This window comes from Flavobacterium columnare NBRC 100251 = ATCC 23463 (genome assembly GCF_002530675.1).
Lineage (GTDB): Bacteria > Bacteroidota > Bacteroidia > Flavobacteriales > Flavobacteriaceae > Flavobacterium > Flavobacterium columnare.
In genome coordinates, this window is the sequence record NZ_PCMX01000175.1 from 1 (window position 1) to 1836 (window position 1836).

General features: G+C 26.6%; 1 protein-coding gene. It reads right to left on the bottom strand.

What is annotated here, in order from left to right; genetic code table 11:
• Window positions 1-423: 423 nt before the first annotated feature.
• Window positions 424-1836, bottom strand: a 1413-nt coding sequence (locus B0A78_RS14145; protein WP_249030970.1) for a hypothetical protein, incomplete at its 5' end; no start/stop codon positions are given.

Sequence of the window (1836 nt, forward strand, 5' to 3'; positions counted from 1 at the left end):
GAAAAACTCAAAGAAAAAAAAGCGATATCCAACTTGTAAAAGTCTAGAAATTATAAAATGAGAAATTCGACAAAATAAGCAACAATTTAAGAGTAAGAATTGCAGACAATTATTTACTGCTGGGAATAAATCAGTTTCAAATTCTAATAAATAAATTTGGTTTAAAAATTGGGTAATTGGGATGGTATTTATATTATGAAAAATAGATTTAAATAGGTTTTTCTTTACCCTATTTAGATTACCGATAATTAATAAAAAAGGATAGCTAAAAACTATCCTTTTATAATTATCGTATTATAATCATCAAACTTATTACGGATTGGTTGCTCCTCAGACAACCAAAGTCCTCTCTCATTTGATAGGACACTATAAGAATTAAAAGGTAAAAAAACAGTTGGTGTTTTTTTTACCACATTACCGTTTTTATAGATTGACTACTATTTCTTTTTTTCCAATTCCATGACCTATATCAAAATGAAATTGTAATTGAAGCATTAATTTACCTTGTTTTTTAACTGCTGACGTTATCTGAAAACTAAAGTTAGAGCTTATGTATATATCTTTATGTTCAATGTTTTCACTCAAAGGTACAAGTATAGAATTTTTAGGATCATTATTGGATTTTTCTTTTAACTTTAGCGCTAATTGTCCATTTGATAAACGAATAACAAGATCATCTCCTAGGGTATTAATAATATTATCTTCTCTAATCATACCGTATTGAAGCTCTTTTTCAATTTTATCACGTAAAGGAGAAACTATTGCTTTTACATCTCCATCAGGTATATCTTTCAAAATATCTTGCATATAACGATCTAGCCCATCGGTTGTTTGAACTATAAATTCTTTAGAAAAGTCAGATGAAGTCTTGAAACCAGAAATTGTATATTGAGAGATATTAACTAACTTTTCATTTCCATTTCCTTTTTCTAATAAAGAAACAGAACAATAAAAACGACTTTCTCTCTCACTTATACTGGTCCTAATAATATCTAAAACAAAATCATTTGGGATTTTAAACAACCTTTGTTTGAACTGTTCTAAATTTTGATACACACCAGTCACATAATATTTTCTTACTTCATCTTTGTTTAAAACAATCTTTTTTGTATAGTATTTTTCTTTATCAAATTTAAACATCAATTTACATGAATGTTTTTTATATTCTGAAATTAGTTCTATATATGTAAATCCAGCTTTGAAATTTTTTATTTCTGTAATTTTAATATTTTTTAAATCTTCAGAAGTAAATTTATATGCCTCATCAGAGTTTGGTTTTTTAGAATAGAAATCAAACCATTTACTTAGGTATTCTATAGTAGATAAATCAAACTTTTTTAACCTATAAAAGGCATCAAAATCCAGATCTGTTAATTCTCCATTATTGTCTTTAAATTCAGGTTTCCATTCCATTTGAATATTTCTGGCAATATATGAATCTTCAGAATAATCAATAGGTCCATCTGACGAGCAAGAAAACGTATATGATTTAGAAAAGGGCTTATTAGCAAATTTTCCTGAAATTTTTGCAATTACCTCTCCTTTAACAGCATCTTTTTTTTCTATTATGGTATTCTCAACTAATAAATCAACCTGTTTATACCCTACTTTTTTAAGTCCTCTCGTGTTAGTAATACTATTAACGATTTCATCTGCCTTTTTAATAGATGTTACTGGAAAATCAAAATATTGTTTTATATCATTTTCTGTTGGGTCTTGAGCAGCTATATCAGTAGGTTGGTTTGTATTTAGATTAACCCAATCTTTATCATTACTACAAGATAGTAGTAAGTTAATCAAAAGAACTAAAATTACTTTTTTCATATTATTATATTT